At 36.4% G+C, this 18,757-nt stretch carries 7 protein-coding genes; 4 read left to right on the plus strand and 3 right to left on the minus strand.

Translation table 11 applies throughout. From position 1 onward, the window contains the following. Nucleotides 1–439 precede the first annotated feature (439 nt). A complete protein-coding gene (locus ACFIJ0_RS04360) occupies nt 440–2,206 on the plus strand; it encodes an ABC transporter ATP-binding protein (RefSeq protein WP_375644243.1) in 1,767 nt (588 codons plus the stop codon). A gap of 2,219 nt (nt 2,207–4,425) precedes the next feature. On the opposite strand, the gene ACFIJ0_RS04365 is transcribed toward ACFIJ0_RS04360, so the two are convergent. Beyond that, complete coding sequence (locus ACFIJ0_RS04365) at nt 4,426–9,084, minus strand: translocation/assembly module TamB domain-containing protein (protein ID WP_375644244.1); 4,659 nt, start codon at nt 9,082–9,084, stop codon at nt 4,426–4,428. Then, nucleotides 9,084–11,048, minus strand: a complete 1,965-nt coding sequence (locus ACFIJ0_RS04370; RefSeq protein ID WP_375624783.1) for an autotransporter assembly complex family protein — start codon at nt 11,046–11,048, stop codon at nt 9,084–9,086. Before ACFIJ0_RS04370 ends, ACFIJ0_RS04365 begins: the two co-directional genes overlap by 1 nt. Nucleotides 11,049–11,454: 406 nt before the next feature. Between ACFIJ0_RS04370 and ACFIJ0_RS04375 the strand changes: the two genes are divergently transcribed. Beyond that, complete coding sequence (locus ACFIJ0_RS04375) at nt 11,455–12,987, plus strand: YifB family Mg chelatase-like AAA ATPase (protein WP_375624784.1); 1,533 nt, start codon at nt 11,455–11,457, stop codon at nt 12,985–12,987. Between the two features lie 11 nt (nt 12,988–12,998). Here the strand turns inward: ACFIJ0_RS04375 and ACFIJ0_RS04380 are convergent, their stop codons facing one another. Continuing rightward, the gene (locus ACFIJ0_RS04380) at nt 12,999–13,904 is read right to left on the minus strand and encodes a transporter substrate-binding domain-containing protein (RefSeq protein ID WP_375624785.1); all 906 of its coding nucleotides are present in this window, start codon (nt 13,902–13,904) and stop codon (nt 12,999–13,001) included. 1,519 nt (nt 13,905–15,423) lie between these two features. On the opposite strand from ACFIJ0_RS04380, the gene gyrB reads away from it, so the two are divergent. Together gyrB and ubiE are read left to right on the plus strand one after the other, a co-directional pair. Beyond that, nucleotides 15,424–17,856 carry a DNA topoisomerase (ATP-hydrolyzing) subunit B gene (gene gyrB, locus ACFIJ0_RS04385; RefSeq protein WP_375624786.1) on the plus strand — a complete coding sequence of 811 codons (2,433 nt, stop codon included), beginning with the start codon at nt 15,424–15,426 and terminating at the stop codon, nt 17,854–17,856. Nucleotides 17,857–17,973: 117 nt separating this feature from the next. After that, nucleotides 17,974–18,756 carry a bifunctional demethylmenaquinone methyltransferase/2-methoxy-6-polyprenyl-1,4-benzoquinol methylase UbiE gene (ubiE, locus tag ACFIJ0_RS04390; RefSeq protein WP_375624787.1) on the plus strand — a complete coding sequence of 261 codons (783 nt, stop codon included), beginning with the start codon at nt 17,974–17,976 and terminating at the stop codon, nt 18,754–18,756. Nucleotide 18,757 lies beyond the last annotated feature (1 nt).

Raw genomic sequence — 18,757 nt, forward strand, 5'->3', positions numbered from 1 at the left:
TTAAGAGTTTAATAGTGCTTTATCGATTTATAAGAAGAATTCCTTATTTTGCATATTAAATGAGAAAGCTCACACATCGTAAGATCTTCTTATTTCAAGCTCTTTTATCATACAATGCAGTAAAATTGTTTGCTTACACATCAGAAATGTTTTTTTTAGTCATTTCAAGTGCCAAAGGCTATCACAATATGGAAATTGGTAAATAAAATGGTGAAACCCGCCGGTACCTTTTATTGAAAACTAAAAATAATGATGAACAACAAATTTTCGTTATACCTGTCACAGAAACTTTGCACTACACTCTCCACTCTCACCGTCATGAAATTGATGGGATGAACCTTGAAAGAAAAGGCTATTTTTGTAAAAAAAAATTAAGGGGCTTTTTAATTAAGAGTGTTCCAATCTTGCATAAAATAATGAGAGAATATAGAAGCACTTCATGGCTAAAAAACAAATTTCCTCTTTCGATAAACATCTTATTATCCGCCTTTTGCGAGAAAATTTTCGTAAACATATGCGTTGGTACAGTGCAGCTATTTTCTCAATGATCATCATTTCTTGTACCACGGCAACCAGTGCATGGATTATGCGTGATGTTGTTAATGAGATTATTGATGCACAAAATTTTCCTATAATTGTTTTGATTTCTAGCTTCATTGCTTTTATCTTTATTCTCAAAGGAGTTGCAACTTTTTCTCAAACTTACTTTCTAAACAAAGCAGGCAATAGTATCATTGCTGAACAACAGCGTAAAATTTTTGCACGACTTATGGAACAAGGAGTCTCTTTTTATCATAATAATACTTCATCTGATCTTCTTGTTCGTGTAACTCATAATGCGACAGCCGTGCGTAATATAATTGATACTATTATCACAACTTTTGTACGTGATTTGCTTTCCGTTAGTGGTCTGTTGCTTGTCATGTTCATTCAAAACTTTGTGTTAATCTCCATTACTTTAATCGTCGGACCCCTAGCTTTTTTAGGCGTTCGAATGGCTTTAAAACGCGTTCGCCGCCTGATGGAAAAAGAGCTCCTTTCACTTGGTGAAATTATCAAAATCGTACAGGAAACAGCTGTTGGTATTCGAATCATCAAGGCCTTTTCACTAGAAGAAGTCATGAAAAAACGGATGGACAAAGCCATTTGTGATGTTGAAAAACAAACAAACAGTATTGCAACACTGGAAGCTATCACCAATCCAATTATGGAAACACTCACGGGTGTTGCCATCGCAGGTATTATTTGTTTTTCCGGTTATCTTGCAACCCAACGCGCAGGTGTTCAAGGTGAATTTATGTCCTTTATTGTTGCTTTACTTTTAGCTTATGAACCCGCAAAAAGACTAGCAAATGTACGTGTCAAAATTGAATCTGGCTTGGTCAATATCCGTACGATGTTTGAAATACTCGATTGTCCCCTTACAGTTGTAGAACATAAAGAAGCTAAAGATCTGAGTAAAAAGCAAGGAACTATTCGTTTCGAACATGTTTCTTTTGCATACACTGATAACAAAATGATATTGAAAGACATCAACCTAGAAATAGAAGCCGGAAAAATGACAGCATTGGTGGGACCATCCGGTTCGGGAAAGTCAACCCTTATCAACCTTATTATGCGCCTCTATGACCCTACAAAAGGACGCATATTGATTAATGATCAAGACATCCGCTACACGACATTTCGCTCTCTGAGAAACCTGATGTCCTATGTAGGACAGGATACTTTTCTCTTTCAAGGAACTGTTAAATATAATATCGGGCTTGGAAAAGAAGGGGCTAGTGATGCCGAAATTATCGACGCAGCAAAAGCAGCAAATGCTCATGACTTTATTATGAGTTTGCCAAATGGTTATGATACACAGATAGGTGATAATGGCTGTAATCTTTCAGGGGGACAAAAACAGCGACTTGCTATCGCTAGAGCAATGATTCACAATAGCGAAATTCTGATTCTTGATGAAGCAACGAGTGCGCTCGATTCACACACCGAAGCACAAATTAATGAAGCCATTCATTACCTTACCAAAGAACGCACAACGATCATTATTGCTCATCGCCTTTCAACGATTGCTCGTGCTCATAAAATTGTGGTCATACAAAATGGACAACTGATTGAACAAGGTACTCAGAAAGAATTGCTAGCAAAAGAATATGGGTTTTATAAAAAACTTCATAATATCCAGTTCAAAAAATATACCTCCTAATTTCTAGATCCTTAAATAAGATTTTAAATAAAAAGTGGATAGAAGGTAATGGTCCATTTATAAAAAAGATTTGTTACCAACAAAAAGTATTACTTCAATCAAGAACTGGTAAAGAATTTACTCGTTATTTTGTTGAATGCAATTGACTTTAACAATGAAACTTCAAAAATCCCTTCCCTTCCTCAAATAAGTGTTGAAACACTCATAAGTGTTGTGAATCCTAAAAGAGAGAGCATCAAGGTTTGAAAAAATTGCCGCGGATTGTGATGATGAATCTGGATTAATGCAACCTTTATCCGTGTTTATCTCTGCACTGACAATTTTTTCTCTACACATCTTAAAGGACAAAGATTCTACCCAACCCGATCTGTAAACAATCCAGATTTTTATTGAGTTCGTTCCACTTGATAACAACTTATGTGATTCACTTATACAAGGCTTACCTTAAATATTCACCACGTGCTTTCAAAATACTTTGTCAAAAAGGCTTACATGCCTTATATTACCACACCTCAAATGTCGATCTTTTATGGTACAACAGGATAAGCTGACAATTATAAATTGTACTAAAAATTATAGATACACTCAGCGTAAAAGAAAAACATTGAAAAAATAAGAGAGGATTTATTATAAAACTTTTTTACTGTTGTAGATTGCTTTAAAGTAAGCTTTGCTGTTTTTTCTACATCTAGAAACTAAAGTGATATTCCTCAAATACCTTAACTTCTTGAAGAGTTTATAAATGCACAACGTTAGTGCTTATATAAGGCTATGATTTCAATATGCAAAAAAAACAGATGAAAAGTAAAATGACATTCCTTTTTCTTTTAACCGCCTAAATAGAAAAATACGACATACTAACTCTGATAAATATTTTTACAAAAAATATCTTTTGGCATGCATGTTAATACTTTGATTTATAATCAAAATTTATTACTTTATACCTTAAATAAAAGATAAGATGTAATTTGCTTATTGCAAATTTTCTTTATATTTATGATGAATCAATCAAAAGCACTTGTTGTGCGTCATAAGAGATATTGGTGTATGCATAAAAACCTTTAAGATAAGTAATAAAAATACCTCTACGCTTTCAAGTGAAAAGATTGTCGGCAACATGAGAAGCTGGAAAATAGAATGGTGCCAACTTATATCTTTAATTAATACTTATACCTTTGTTAATAACGGTAGTATGGATTTTATACCATTCATAAGAGATAGTTTATACCATTTCACAAGCAATCTTATGAAATAGGCTCAAGCGCAACACTGAGAAACGTTTCTTTAAAACAAACAAATGAATTTGTAACACAGTAGTGTTATATTTTGTAGTGCTCTGTTTGGCAGGGCTATTCATTATAAGAAAAGTAACCTCATTCAAAAAAAATAAACAAAAATCTAAAATAATAGGTAATTCTTATTATTAAAAATATTGCTTTAAATGCGTTTGAAAATAAAATCAATATCCTATGAATTCTACGCTTGCCTCACGCTTTTGTTATCGCGTTCTTTAATGGAATCACACCCTTCACGTAAAAACAGAATGCCATTGTGTTGCAAATTCACGGGCTTGTTTTAAAGGGACCTCTCTCAAAGTCCTTCCCCAAGCGCACTTCGCGATAACGTCCGTGAATTGTATAACGATAAATCCATTAAGCCCCTATCTTTACGCTTATGGAGTGACAAGCCGGCACCATTCACACTATTTTGTTAGCCCCTAATATTGCGACAGCTCTTAGCTCTCGAGATGGTTCATAAGAGGCATTTTTAGTCATTTCTTAATAGTTTTACCCACACAGGATTCTCCGCTTTTAACATGCAAAGCGAATGATTTTGATTGATTCAACATAAGAGAAATTCGCAATGAGAAAATCATACGATATTCAAAGTTCTAATTCAAGTTAAATAACGATAAATTATCTTTATAAATCAATATATTGCATACATTTCATTCTTTAGGCAACAGCACGAGATGAGTTTGAGAACAAGGTAAGGTATTTCTCTAAATAAATCTATAACAGCAAAATAACATACTGTCTTTCGTGAAGATTTTGTCCCTTTAGAGAATAGCATAAACAAAAATCGAATACTTCAGATATATCTCTTCACGCCTCAACAAAAAGCTTCTTCTTTTATAGGATTTCTAGTCTATGTCTTCTTCCTCAGATTTAGAAATGAGAGACAAAAAACGAAGAAATTGTTTTTTAAAAATCCAATCTTTAATAATCTCTTTCATAAAAGAGACCAATACTAGAATTTTGTTCATTTCCTATGGCACCTTTAGCTTTGAGATGACGCGAAATATCTAAATTAATTGTCCCTTTCGTCGTTCCATCAGACCCTGCTTCAAAGCCCAAATAAATATTATTGTGTATGTAGCGTCCAATACGTAAGCCTGTATTACCCTTCTCATTAACGATAACATCAAGATCATCAAGCCCAATTTTAGTTCGTAAAGTATTCAACAAAGAGGTATTAGAAGCACCTGCAAGATCAGCCGCTGCTGCTGCAAGTTGAGCAATCTGAAATGGTGATAATTCATTAAGAGAGCGTTTAAAAATCAAACGCGCCAAGATCTCATCCTGAGGCAAATTCGGTTGTGAAGAAAAATTAATATCAAGATTATCAATCGTCCCACTTACAGTTACAGTGACTTGAATATCACCACTATTATTATTGGTTACAAAATAAACCGTAGGATTAAGATTACCGCTAAAACTCGCTTGTCCTTGATCAAAATTAAGACGTTGCGAAAGAATATCAAACCGCCCACGAATCATTCTAAATTCACCAACTGGATGCACATCATTCAATGGACCTGCTAGATTAATGCGTCCTCCCAATTCAGCATCTAACCCTTTTCCGCGTACAAAAAATTGGTTGCGTGCTGTAATACGCATATTTGATAGCACAACAGATGAAGATTCTGGTATAATTATACGGCTTTTGCTTTTGTTCGTGTTCTTAACATCAGCACGTTCAAGTGTGGTTTGAATCGATTTAGTTAAATTCTTATTTCTAACATCAAGAAACTTGGCACTTTTAAAATGATCAGGAACAAAAACTTCAGCTTTTTCAACGATGATATCACCACCAAGAACAAGATCATTGAAAAAATGACCTGTCATTGTCATCTCACCTGATAATGTTGCCAGAATCATAGACCCATCATTATAATTGGCATTATCAAGATGAAATATCAAATCTGTCTCTAGACCATTAGAGATACGACCTGAAGCAGAAATCCTCCCCCCCTCAAACGAAGAAGATGAAGCTTTCTCTATAAGGATATGATCACCACTCAATTTGCCTTCAAGTGTTATATTATTCAATCCTACATTTGTTTGTGAATCAAAAAAGCTACCGTCGGCTATAGAAATATTTCCTATCAATTGTGGCTTTGATAACGCCCCATTAAGAGCTGTATCAATTCTTGCTGTACCCGTTATATGTGCGCCACGCTTGGCTAATAAGAGATTAACAAAATCAAGAGGCATTATCCCTTTAACGTTTAATTTTGCCTCTGAACCATTAAGAGATACAGGCCCATGGATGGAAAGATCTAATCCTTTATCTCCAGTAGCTATCATATTTTCAATATGAAATGTCGATTTTTTATAAGAACCACGAGCATTTATATTGATTGACATCGGTCCTTTATGCGTCATAGCGGTTAAATTTTGACTAGAAAGCTCAAAATGAGCAGATGGATCCTTCATTGTTCCACTAATATCAACTTTGCCTATCATTGTCCCATCAATCGCTTGTCCTGCAATAAAACCATTCGCTAAACGTGCAGATAAATTTTGCAAATTAATATGAAGATCAAGCGTATTTTTCTCTAGAGATACACGCCCCTGAGCTTGTGCTTGTACCCCTTCTCCTGTTAAATTTGCATTCAAAGTAAGATTTTGATCTAAAGTTTTCCCCGTAGCAGAAAGAGAAAAAGGCATAATTTTTTTATTTTGAAAAGCAACGGTTGTCAGTTCCTTACCTTTTATATCATAAGTTATATCAGGTTTTTTTAAATGACCACGAATCATAACCTGCCCTGTTACACTCCCTGCTGCTCCAAGATCGGATTTCCATAGATTGACTAAAGTAGCAGGAAGTGCATTCATTGTAAGTTGCAAATTCAGAGTATCTTGAATATTCCCTGCTAAGATGATGTTGCCTCCATTTATTGCAATTCCTAATTCATTGATTGTCATTCCATCTTTATCAAAAGCAATTATGGATGGTTTCGGCAATGTTGCATGAAACGTGTGTTGTTTTAGGTCCACAGTTTCAATTTGCACTTCTCGTTTTATACTTTCTGGAAGTTCCTCAACCATTAAACGACCAGAAAGCTTTGCATTGAAAGTATCATGCAACATCGCTTGGACAGTAAAAACCGTTTGTCCATTATTTCTATCGGCATGAGCATTTAAACGATTGACCATTATCAAAGGTGTTTGAATATGTTCTGCATTGATAACTCCTTCAAACTGAGTCATGCCAAAAGGATCGAATATGTCAGCATCTATTGCCAATTTTTTTATTTTATTCTTGGAAAAATTCAAATGGCTAACATACGCCTTCACATTGGTTTTTTGTCTGCCATTTTGTTCATCAAAAATAAAATCTCCTTTTACTTTTCCACTACCATCCTGCAAAAATAACGCTGAAAGTATGGAAATATCATCGGCATCAATATGCAGAGCTCCTTTCAAAAAACCGCCAAGTTGTTGAGAAAGAGCACCCGTTATTTTTGCACTTCCCCCTCTAATATCGATATTTTCAAGTTTTCGAATTTTATGAGAATCTTTAAAAGAGGCCGATAAATGCAAAGGTTTATTAGCAAAAATCCCTTCACCTTTTACCACCCCCGTTAAAGCAGTAACTGGTGCTGTATTATCTACAAGTGCATCTATGTTAAATTTTGTATTTTGAAGTTTCTTCCCTACGATTAATGCTTCAGCAATATGGGCACGTGTATTTAGTTCTATATGGCTATTGCGCCCTCTCGCCGTACTTTGAATTGTAAGCGCACCGCTTATCTTTGGATCTAATTGGGACAAATCAGATATTTGAGCAGATAGATCCATTTTAGCGCTTTCATCTGAAAAATAACCATTAGCCTTTATGTTTGTATATTGATTTTTCAAATTAAAATGACGAAAAATGAAACCCCTTGTATTTCGAGTAGCACCACCTGAAAGAGTGATGTTCCCTTTGAATAAACGATCAAAAGCCTGTACGCCTATTTTCATATCGTCAGCCATTCCTGATAATTGGAGATCAAAAATGCCACTCAATAAACTGATCGTTCCTTTGGCTTTAATATCTGCACTACCAGAAAGTGATTGTTTACTGAACACTTCCAAAGGAGTTAATGTTTGAGCTTTTAAACCGAGATCACCTTTAAAAACAAAATTCTTCATTGTCCCTTTTAACCAAGAAGAAAAACCCTGAGCCGTAACACTAAGATCATGAATCAAAATTGGTTTATTCGAAAAAATATCCGTATCTAAATGAACATGAACCGCTTGGCTTAAATTTTCTACTAACGCTCCCTTAATCTTTTTAACCCCTTGAAGCGTTCCTTTAACCTGAACACCAACATGACGAGAAGCTGGATTATCAAGATTTTCGCTTACTCCTCCCATATCAAAAATTGCATCGCGAATATAAATTTTTTTATTGCTTAAATGACCTACAACAAACCGCCCCTTCCAAGATTGTTGCCCTTCGCGACCATAGTCAATGTTCAAAGAAAGAGTATTCGCAGGTTTTGGCACTTCTAATACAGGTAAATGAACAGACTTCTGTTCGTTATCAAGAGCCATTTTTCCATCAACAAAAAGCCGCCGCAAAAATCCATCGGCAGTTATTTTAGCATTGGCTATAACATTCATTGCTTTGCTGTTAATAACCATCTTATCAAGGTGTGTCACACCTTCTTTTGTTCTTCTTGCCTTTGCTTTTAATGTTATATCAGATTCGAAGAGACTACGATATTGAGAAGGTATTAAAGGGCTCAGTGTTCCCTCTAGTTTCGTAGAAAAACTGTGTCCTTCTGGAACACTTGCAAGAATAACATTACCATCTAAAATAGAATGATGATCGGATTCTAAAGAAAGTTTGATAACCAAATCATCAAAAGTACCATAACCTTTCACGACGAGATTTAATGCTGGACGTTGTTCAATGTTAAAAATATTCGCCAAAATACCATTTTTTGGTTCATTAGCAGAAATATCAATTTGAGCTGTACGATTACTATCAGATATCTTTGTGAGAACAGAAAAAGAACCCGGTGCATCTAAACGATGCGCCGCTATATCGACATTAAAATTACCACTAGCCAAAGTGAAATTGCCTTTTAAGGACATATCAGCAGAAAAACCAAAAAGATTCTGTTCAAATGTCACATGTTGAGCTGTAAGCGTATTGATAGAAAGAGCAAGTGGCAATTTTGGTAAAGAGAACTTACCCGTCTCAAGGGAAGAAACAAAAGAAGAATTGCCTTGCGGTTTGCGTAAAAATGTAACCTGTTCTGCCGAAAGCTGGTTAATGTCCATCCGCCCTCTCAGCAACGCTAGACGATTCCAATCCATTTTAGCATTGGTAATTTTAAGCCAAACCCCTTTTTTATCACTGACAGTAATAGCATCAATTGATGTTTGAGAAGATAGTGTCCCTTGCATATTGTGTAAACGAACTTGACGATTAGGCGCTGAAAGCTTTCGTTCAATTAAAGAAACAAACCATGAGTGATCATCTGTTCTCATTTCGCTAGAGGAAAGAGTATCTCCTCTTTGCGCAAAAACAAAACCACCCACCCAAAAAAACAAAAATACCAAGAAGAAAGCTGATAAATGTAAACCTTTTTTCATTAAAATGCTTGCCCTATACCCACATAAAAACCAATGCGAGGATCACCCTTCTCTCTCTTTAAAGGAAAGGCTAAATCAACGCGTAAAGGACCAAGACCCGTCATATAACGACCTCCTATACCGGCTCCCCATTTAATTTTTTGAGAAAAATCAAAATTCGCCTTTTCCCCTACGACACCTCCATCAAGAAAACCGACAAACCCTATTTTATCATTTAAAGAAACACGCAATTCTGCCGATCCCTCAACAAACGACCGTCCACCAACAACCGCATCATTTTCTGTTTTTATACCAATATTACGGTAAGCATAACCACGAACAGAGCCCCCACCACCAGCAAAAAAAAGCGTATTCGCAGGGATTGGTGCTGTATCATTTCCAAGAATTGTACCAAGCTTTGCCCGCGTAGCAAAAACAAAACGATCCCCTTCATCCAACGCCCAATAAGAACGACTTTCTGCTGTTACTTTTGCAACAAAGTTGCTAAAACGCATCTCATAAAAAGGCTCAATGAAAACTTCACCATATAAACCTTTTGTTGCATTAAACTTATTATTACGACTATCGTAAATCAAACCGCTAGGGAAACCTATTGTTGTAAAATTACGGCTGCCAAAATAGATATCACGTGAATAACCATTTGAAACTTCTACAGCAGCCTGCCCCGATAGATTACCATTGAAAATATGCGTAATACCCAATCTTCCTTTTATGGCTTTTGTCGTATAATTTTCTAGAACATCTTGTTGTATTTTTAATTCTGATCTGAAATCTGTATCTGGCGTGAGTACACCAGGCTTTATAAACGTGCCACCGAAAAGATAATCAAAATTTTTAAAATTATACGATTGCTTTTTATTGCTACCAACACCACTTATTTTTGTTTCAATTTTAAGAACCTCTGCATGACCAAAAAGATTGTTATGCATCCAATAAGCCTCAAAACCAGCACCATCTAATGTTGAATAGCTACCACCTACACCAAAACGACGCGGTTTACTTTCTTGTATAACAAGCATAAGAGGTAAACTACCATCTAGATTAATGGTATCAGCCTCACGTATATTGATAGCACGAAAAGCACCAAGGCGCGCAAGACGTTCATTTGCCTTAGCTAACGCATCGGAATCGTATTTCTGACCTAGCTTCAATCCGGTCATCCATGCGATATAAGCTGAATCTACACGTGGTTTCTTACTTATATTACGCACACTTAAAGGACCATAATGAGCCTTTTGCCCAAGATCAACAACAATCCGTCCTTCAACACGCAACGCAGCATGATCAGCCACGACCTCACTCTTCATAACTTTAGCTTTAGCATAACCTTGTTGACGCCATCCTTCTATCGCCCATTTTTCTGCTTTCAAAATGGTTTCAGATTTAGCAATAGCCCCAACTTTATAACCCAATTCTTCAATTGTGGGTATTTTATGTGTTTTACGTTTTTCAAACGGAGCTACTTTATCAATATTTGCAATACTAAAGACATATTGTGGACCGGCATTAATTGTAATAACAATATTGGATTGTGCTGGAAGTTGAGTTACCGGACTTAAATCAGCGACTTCTAAGCCATTAATTTTAATACTAATAACACCACCGTAGCGTCCATCAGCATAAAGAGCAGAAAGAATTGCTCGATAATCTGAACGCGCCTTGGCTAGCAAACCAGAAGAACTAGCGGATGCTTTCTCTTTATCAGCAACAAGAGAAGAAACAGTTTTAACTATTTTTATACCTTCTAATGGCGCGCCTGGGGGTGCAACAACATCAACTTTATAAAATTTCTCTGTATTTTTAGCATAATGTGAAGAAGAATTTGTTTTCTTTTGACCAAAAAAAGGTATACCGAAAAAATCAAATGCAGCAAGTGGCTGTGGAAAAGAAAAAGCGAAACACAAGCCTATAAATACACAACGCACAGTCCCTGATTTTAACAAAATTCTTGTCTGATATACCATAAAATCAGATACCTTATAATACACTTTGCATATACTACGCTTTAAATAATATAAAAATAAGAAAGGTAAATATAATTACTTTGCACATTTTACACGTTGTATCACATCAAATAACACTCTGCGATACATAACGTCACCCTCCCCTTATATTTTCATAAAATTCTGCACTGTTGTATAACACGAACAGCCTCATTCTTTTTCTTAACATATTTATTTAGCTTATTATAAATGTTTTATTGCGTTCCATACTATCATAGTTAAATTTGTACAAATGACTTTCCATGAGAACGATAAAAAACTGCCCATGTATATAGATCTCTCTATAAAAAAAACCATAGAGAGGCTTCTTGATTTTTATGTATAGATATGATTGTCTCTACAAAGTCTAAAGGGGAAAAATAAATAAATGATCGCACGTATTACAACTGTTGCTTTTCGCGGTCTAGAAGCAGTCCCTGTTGATGTGCAGGTTATGATTTCGTCTGGTAAAATAGGAATGGCTATTGTTGGATTAGCTGATAAGGCAGTTGCAGAAAGCCGTGAACGTGTACAAGCAGCTCTCCACGCTTGTGGGCTTTCTATGCCTACTAAACGGATTACGATTAATCTTGCACCAGCTGATTTGCCTAAAGAGGGCTCGCATTATGATTTGCCAATCGCCGTAGGCTTAATGCTTGCTATGGGAGTCCTCCCTCCCGAAGTAGCACAAGACTATATCATTTTAGGAGAATTATCACTGGATGGTTCACTTACCGCTGTCAATGGTGTTTTGCCAGCTGCCATGACAGCTTTATCACTCGATAAAGGACTGATTTGTCCCTTCCAATGTGGACCTGAAGCTGCTTGGGCAAATGCAGAAATAAATATTCTTGCCCCAGAGACTCTGCTCACTATAGTCAACCATTTCAAAGGAACCCAAATTCAAAAACGTCCACAACCGCGCCAATATACTATCGAAACTGAACTTCCAGATCTTTGCGAAATCAAAGGACAGAAAACAGCCAAACGTGCCTTAGAAGTTTGTGCTGCTGGACGCCATAACCTTTTATTTGTAGGACCTCCTGGTGCTGGAAAATCTATGTTAGCGCAACGCTTACCTTCCATTTTGCCACCTCTTGATAGCCGTGAGCTTTTAGATGTCTCTCTGATTGCTTCTATTACAGGAGAAACGGTTCATAATACCATTTCACTTCATTGCCCCTTTCGTTCCCCACATCATTCTGCTTCCATGGCCGCAATGATTGGTGGGGGACTTAAAGGACGACCGGGAGAAGTCTCTCTTGCCCATAATGGTGTGTTATTTCTTGATGAATTGCCTGAATTTTCTCCGCAGGTTCTTGATTCTCTTCGTCAACCCTTAGAAAGTGGGGAATCGGTTATCGCCCGCGCTAATCACCATATTAGCTATCCTGCTCGCTTCCAACTCATTGCAGCAATGAATCCTTGCCGTTGTGGTATGGCAGGCGAAAAAGACCATGTTTGCACTAAAGGAATACGCTGTCAAATCGATTATCAGTCCCGTATTTCTGGTCCTCTGCTTGACCGAATTGATTTACGAATTGATGTCCCTGCTTTGACAGCTATGGACCTTATGCAACCAGAACAATCAGAAAAAAGCTGCGATGTTGCCAAACGCGTCGCACGGTGTCGTGCCATTCAAGCTAAACGTTTTGCAACAATGGGGTTTGATCATATTCGTACCAATGGCGATTGCCCTGCCAAAATTATAGAACAGATTGCCATTCCTGATAAAAGTGCGACCATACTCTTACGAGATGTGAGTGAAAAAATGCACCTCTCTGCACGCGCTTATCATCGCATTCTCAAAGTTGCACGCACAATTGCTGATCTTGACGGATCAGATAATCTTTCACGCTATCATCTCGCAGAAGCTATTTCCTATCGACTAGGCGCAGAAAGATTAACAGCCCTTAACTAAAAAACTATTCATCAATAAAAACTTATTGGAAAATAACGCAAATAAAGTTCTGTAAGTTTACCATCCTCTTCTAGAGATTTCAGCGCATAATTGAGTATATCAACCAATTTTTCATTCTTTTTTGCAACAGCAAGCTGCATTCCTTGTCCCAATAACTGTGGCGCCATATATGCCCCCCCAACAAAATGGCAGCAATCAACAGATTTTTGTTTTTTGAACCATAACGATAAAGCAAATCCATCATCAAAAATAAGGTCAATTTTACGCTCCTGTAATGCTTTATAGAGCTCTTCTCTCTTTTTAAATCCTTGCCATTTAGCTTTAGGAAAATAATGATGAAAGAGCTTTTCGTGAACACTTTTAGACAAAACACCAATGGTTAAATGTACCAATTGATCGCTTATTGGCTCATCAAGATTTAAAAGTCGAGAAGCAACAAATCGCGCTGGAAAGCGCAAATATGACTTTGTAAAAACAAGATCTTGTTGGGTTTTACTTGTTTCTTTTAAACCCGCAATAATGACTTCTGCACCACCATTTTTAACATGTTCTACAAGCTCTTTCCAAGGAATCACTTCTACTTCACAAAGCTTCTCTAATTTTAATTTTGAGCAAATAGCGCGCAATAAATCGATATTATAACCTGCAAGATGCCCCGTTTGATCAAAGAAATTAAAAGGAGGAAAATCAAAAGTTGTTACAAAACGCAAACGAAGAATATCCGTTGTATCAGGTTGTACCAAATGTTCATGCGAATCAAAAAAAGAAGGCAATCTTTCAGCTTCTGTGTAAGAGGAAAATAGAAAACCCCCTACTACAAATAAAATACGAATAAAAATATTGTATGGACTATTGAATAAAAAGTATCGTAAACACAATTGAAGATGTTTTACATATATAGATTTTTTTATTTTCAAAATCTCTCCCCCATTTTTCAAAACTAAGATACAATTCTTCTCAATTATTATCTAACGCACTTCACCAAAATATCTGGCGTTTAATAAATAAAAAGTAATTTTAGAGAAAGGTGATTTGATTTTTTAAATATAAGATAAGCTATACACACTTTAGTGGCACACTCCATTTTATCAAAATATCCCGCATATCTTAAAATATTAAGACACTGATTTGTAATGATAATTTATTATTTATATGTTGAATAAAAACTTTATTTCAAATCTATTTATATTGAAAACATCAAAACCATTTTCTTGCGCATCACCACCAGAGGGAGTATATAGATACTATTAAAGAAAAGAATAAAAATACCCTTCAAATGCCGGGGATTTTCTCAACATTAAGGTTGTATCAACATTTAAGAGCTGGAAAATAAAATGCTGCTGCTGGTTTACACCTTATTGTCAAGATGGACAAGATAGAGGACATAAATCTTGTAGTATTCACAGGGTATTTTGCGTTATACTATTCAAACATCGTTGTAAAATGAGTTTAGGAACTTTGAGAGATATTTCTTAAAAAAGCGCGTGAATAATAACGCAATGGTGCTTTGTTTTAAATGAGGAACTTAGCCTCCATTACAGGAATGAGAAAAATTAAAACGTAAGACAATGCGTCATCACCTTATTTTAAAAAATTGCCGTGAACGTTTTTAAAAGTTGTAAAACTGAATACAAGAACATATAGTGGAAACGTGTTTTTACATTTACGCCTTTATATTTTCCACATTTTAAAGATGGCACCAACTAATATATACAATATTTTCGCCTCAATTTAACATAAAAAAGTTTGAGCTGCTTAGAGAGCTCGTAACCTTTGTTTTAAATATACGGCAGCATTAGAATTGAAAATTGATTGATGGATAAAACAATTAAGACCTTTGTTAGTGTAACATAAAAATGTATAACTAAGTTTGAAACATTACGCATATGCAAAAATAAACAAAATAAATAGCATAATTTTATGAAATAACTTTTTGTATAAGGTGTTTATAAAAATATAAGAATTTATTATTATCTCATGATAAGATAATTTATAATATTTTACTCTTCGCACAAGTGTAACGCTTGATTGACCTCATCCCTACACCTCAAAGGAAAAAGATTCCTATTAGCGTTGGCGTCTAAGCAGTTCTGCTTCTCTCGGCTAATTCCTCGGAGCTATCCACTCATGCGATTCACTTAACTAAAGGTTATACAAATAAATCCTTCTCCGAATATGCACCATGCACTTTAAAAATAATTAATGTATCAAAGCAGTGCTTACTTTCCTTATATCACCGCCCTAAATGACGAAGTTTTACGACATAACAGTATAATCTCATTTCATCATTCTCTTCTTATATATCGACAGATATTGAATCTAGTTCTGATATACGGTAAATGTTTAATGTGGTTATTCCATAAATAACTGATCAGAACATTGAGCTTTAAAAAGCAGATAAAATATTGTAAATTGAACACAGAAATGGACTAACTTATGAGTGATGAAATAACCTTAGCGGCACAAAGCGATGATTATGGTGCTGCTTCTATCAAAGTTCTCAAAGGTCTTGATGCTGTACGCAAACGTCCTGGTATGTATATCGGTGATACTGATGATGGATCGGGTTTACACCATATGGTCTATGAAGTTGTAGACAATGCTATCGATGAAGCTTTAGCCGGTCATGCTACTCTTGTAAACGTCACACTCCATGCTGATGGTTCTTGTTCTGTTCGTGATAATGGACGTGGAATTCCGACAGATATCCATCCAACAGAAGGTGTTTCTGCAGCAGAAGTTATTATGACACAGCTTCATGCCGGCGGAAAGTTTGATCAAAACTCTTATAAAGTTTCAGGTGGATTACACGGTGTTGGCGTCTCTGTTGTGAATGCATTATCCGTTTGGCTTAAATTGCAAATCAGACGAAATGGTAAAATTCATGAAATATCATTTACCCATGGGGTAGCTGATGCTCCATTAAAAGTTATTGGCGATTGCGATAGAGAAAGTGGAACAGAAATCAGATTTTTACCAAGTTCTGAAACTTTTACTATGGTTGAGTTTGATTTTGAAACTTTGGAGCGCCGTTTACGGGAATTAGCCTTTCTAAATTCTGGAGTTTATATTCTTCTTGTTGACGAGCGTCATGCTGATATTAAATCAGTTGAATTGCATTATGAAGGTGGATTAACGGAGTTTGTCAAATATATTGACCAATCTAAAAAAGCTTTGCTTGATAATCCTATTTACATTGCAAGTGAAAAGGATGGTATAAGCGTTGATGTTGCCCTATGGTGGAATGATTCCTATCATGAGAAGATCCTGTGTTTTACCAATAATATTCCTCAGCGTGACGGTGGAACTCATTTGATAGGTTTTAGAAGTGCCCTTACGCGCCAAATTAATGGCTATGCTGAATCTTCAGGTATTGCTAAAAAAGAAAAAGTGAACTTAACCGGTGATGACTGCCGTGAAGGATTAACAGCTATTCTTTCTGTCAAAGTTCCTGATCCAAAATTTTCTTCACAAACAAAGGATAAGTTAGTTTCTTCTGAAGTGCGCCCTATTGTTGAAAATTTGGTCAATGAAGGTCTTTCAGTATGGCTGGAAGAACATCCTCATGAAGCAAAACTTCTCATTAGTAAAGTGGTAGAAGCTGCAACAGCACGTGAAGCAGCACGCAAAGCACGTGAACTTACAAGACGAAAAGGAGCGCTTGATATCACTTCTCTGCCAGGAAAGCTTGCCGATTGCCAAGAACGTGATCCTGCAAAATCAGAAATCTTTATTGTCGAGGGAGATTCGGCTGGCGGTTCGGCAAAAAGTGGGCGCTCACGTCAAAATCAAGCAATTTTACCCCTTCGTGGTAAAATCCTCAATGTTGAACGAGCACGTTTCGACCGCATGCTTTCATCTGATATGATTGGAACACTTATTACAGCTCTTGGAACATCCATCGGTAAAGATGAATTTTCACCGGATAAATTACGTTATCATAAGATTATTATCATGACAGATGCAGACGTTGATGGAGCCCATATTCGTACTCTGCTGCTCACTTTCTTTTTCAGACAAATGCCCGAGTTGATTGAGCGTGGACATCTTTATATTGCTCAGCCTCCTCTTTATAAAGTATCGCGTGGAAAATCTTCCCAATATATTAAAAATGAAGCAGCGTTTGAAGAATTCTTGATCGATACTGGATTAGAAGAAACAACGCTTGAGCTTTCAACGGGAGAAGTTCGTGCAGGAGCTGATTTGTATCAACTCGCTAAAGATGCTCGTGTGTTACGTCAACTTTTAAATGGTCTTCATACCCGTTATAACCGTAATATTGTTGAACAAGCAGCAATTGTTGGTGCTTTTAATCTTGAAGTCTTTGCAACACAAGAAAAAGCGCAAAAAATAGCAGATACTATAGCACACCGCCTGAATCTGATTGCTGATGATATGGAACAAGGTTGGAGTGGACAATATACAGCAGATGGAAACTTATGTTTTGAACGTATTTTGCGTGGTGTTAAAGATATTGTTACGCTTGATGTGGGACTTATGAATTCAACTGATGCACGCCAAATTGATCGCATTTCCCAAAATTTTATCGACATATATCATCCTCCTGTTCTTTTACGTCGCAAAGATAAAACAGAGCGTATTTTTGGTCCTATGAGCCTCTTAGAAAGTATTTTTACAAACGGTAAAAAAGGTGTTGCTCTTCAACGTTATAAAGGTCTTGGGGAAATGAATGCTGAACAGCTTTGGGAAACAACTCTTGATCCTAATGCACGTTCTCTTTTACAAGTAAAAATTAATGATGCAACCGATGCAGATTCACTCTTTTCTCGTCTCATGGGTGATGAAGTTGAACCTAGACGTATTTTTATTCAAGACAATGCCTTAAGCGTTGCCAATCTTGATATCTAAAGGTATTTTTCTGTTTTTAGCTGTGTAATGTCGCAGTTTTATACGCTGTTTTTTCGTATTTGAACATTCCCTCTCTATTTCATTTACGATAAAAGAAAAATAAGGAAGGTCATACACATGGCAGTTGAAACAGAACGTGTAGGAACCAAGGGTGGCATGGAGCACTCTTTTGGTTTTACAAGAGTAGATGAAACACAAAAACAATCCATGGTGGATGGTGTGTTTCATTCTGTTGCTGAAAATTATGACAAGATGAATGATATCTTATCATTAGGACTACACCGTGTGTGGAAAAATTCCATGATTGCTTGGCTTTCCCCACCAGCACTTTCTCATTGGAAAGTTCTTGATGTCGCTGGCGGTACAGGTGATATTGCTTTTCGTATTCTTAATGCTTCACGCCAAAAAGCCCATGCTACAGTGCTTGATATTAATGGATCAATGCTCAGCGTTGGCAAAAAACGCGCACAAAAAAATGGTCTTGCCCCTCTGATTGATTTTGTTGAAGCCAATGCAGAAAATCTACCTTTTGAAGATCAAAGCTTTGACGCTTACACTATTGCTTTTGGAATTCGCAATGTTCCTCATATTGATCAAGCTCTTAGAGAAGCTTTTCGTGTTTTAAAGCTCGGTGGACGTTTCTTATGTTTAGAATTTTCAAATGTCGAGATGCCTCTGCTAGATAAAATTTATGATCTTTGGTCTTTCCATGCTATCCCTAAGCTGGGTCAATTTATCGCAAATGATGGCGAGGCTTATCGTTATTTGGTTGAATCTATCCGCAAATTTCCTAAGCAAGATGATTTTGCCCATATGATCAAGCATGCGGGGTTTTCGCGGGTATCGTACCGCAATCTCACCGGTGCGATTTCAGCGCTGCATTCAGGTTGGAAAATTTAAA

Source organism: Bartonella sp. OC68QHHN (assembly GCF_042193875.1).
GTDB lineage: Bacteria > Pseudomonadota > Alphaproteobacteria > Rhizobiales > Rhizobiaceae > Bartonella > Bartonella grahamii_A.